Origin of the sequence: Bacillus haikouensis (assembly GCF_013179555.1) — a bacterium.
In the GTDB taxonomy this organism is placed as follows: domain Bacteria; phylum Bacillota; class Bacilli; order Bacillales; family Bacillaceae_B; genus Rossellomorea; species Rossellomorea haikouensis_A.
Genome location: NZ_JABMCR010000503.1, coordinates 1 through 1637, shown reverse-complemented (window position 1 = coordinate 1637; position 1637 = coordinate 1). Strand labels below are relative to the sequence as shown.

Genomic DNA, 1637 nt, shown 5'->3' with positions numbered 1-1637 from the left:
ACAGGAAAAAGTCCACCATTTGTCTGACCATGATTTCACTTTGACCGACACCTACCGTTTCTATGATGATGATGTCATAGCCGGCCGCTTCACACAAAAGCAGTGTTTCATTCGTTTTCCGGTGTACGCCGCCGAGGGTCCCCGCTGTAGGGGACGGTCTGACAAAGGCTTTCGGGTTTTTCGATAACTGCTCCATCCTTGTTTTATCCCCTAGAATGCTGCCCCCGGATAAGGAAGAACTTGGATCTATTGCAAGTACCGCCACTGAATTCCCCTGATTGCAGAGCATTTCCCCGAACGCTTCGATAAAAGTACTTTTTCCGGCACCCGGGACCCCTGTGATTCCGATCCGCAGGCTGTTGCCTGTATGGGGCATCACTTCACCCAGAAGCTCCTGCCCCCACTCGTAATGATGTGCGGCATTGCTTTCGATCAAGGTGATTGCCTTCGCAAGGGAGCTGCGATTCCCATTAAGAATGCCTTCTTTAAGAGCTCCAATCGGAATGGGATCTTCCTTTCTCTTCACAAACCTTCTCTTTTTTCCCGGATTTTGAGCTTCCATTATTCGGTCACTTCCTCGTAACCCAGTACGTGATAGATTTCCTTGATCACTTTTTGTGCGGCAACCGGAATTATCGTCCCCGGTCCGAACACGGCAGATGCCCCGTTGTTCATCAGGAATTCATAGTCTTTGGCCGGGATGACGCCTCCTACCACCACAAGTATGTCTTCCCTTCCCAGTTTTTTCAGTTCGGCCGCTAGCTGTGGAAGAAGTGTTTTATGTCCGGCTGCAAGGGAGCTGAATCCGATGACATGGACATCGTTTTCCACTGCCTGAAGAGCCGTTTCTTCGGGTGTTTGGAATAATGGTCCGATATCGACATCAAACCCAAGGTCGGCGAATGCCGTACTGATCACTTTCGCTCCACGGTCGTGACCGTCCTGACCCATCTTGGCAATCAGAATGCGCGGTCTTCTTCCTTCATTCTCCAAGAATTCCGCAGTCATTTCCTGAACAACTGCAATTTCCTGTTCGTTTGAAAAATTAGAACTGTACACTCCGCTAATGCTCCTAATCGTCGCTTTATGCCTTCCTGAAACTGTTTCAACCGCATCGGAAATTTCACCGAGCGTTGCACGTGCCCTTGCAGCTCCAACCGCTTTTTCCAGGAGATTCCCATCACCGGACTTTGCAGCTGCAGTCAATGCTTCAAGTGCTGTGATCACTTCCTCTTCATTTCTTTCTTCTTTCAGCTTCTGTATCCTTTCAATTTGTTTCTGTCTTACAGCAGTATTATCAATATCAAGTGTTTCGATATCGTCCTCTTTTTCCAGCCGATACTTATTCACACCGATGATTGATTCTTTTCCTGAATCGATCATCGCCTGCCTTCTCGCAGACGCTTCCTCGATCCGCATCTTAGGGAGTCCGGTTTCAATCGCTTTCGTCATTCCGCCGAGCTCCTCTATTTCTTCAATATGATCCCAGGCTTTTTCCATCAGTTGCTCTGTCAGTGTTTCGACATAATGGGAGCCTGCCCATGGATCGATGACCTTGGTGATACCCGTTTCTTCTTGAAGATATAATTGGGTATTGCGGGCGATCCTTGCTGAGAAGTCAGTCGGCAGGGCAATCG

2 protein-coding genes are annotated in these 1637 nt (G+C 48.7%); both read right to left on the bottom strand.

Annotation, left to right across the window (positions count from 1 at the left end):
• A partial coding sequence (locus HP456_RS23705; protein ID WP_172255601.1) for a P-loop NTPase family protein occupies window positions 1-562 on the bottom strand: 562 nt, incomplete at its 3' end.
• Window positions 562-1637 (bottom strand): methylmalonyl-CoA mutase family protein (locus HP456_RS23700; RefSeq protein WP_172255599.1); only part of this gene is annotated, 1076 nt, incomplete at its 5' end. The genes HP456_RS23700 and HP456_RS23705, both read right to left, overlap by 1 nt.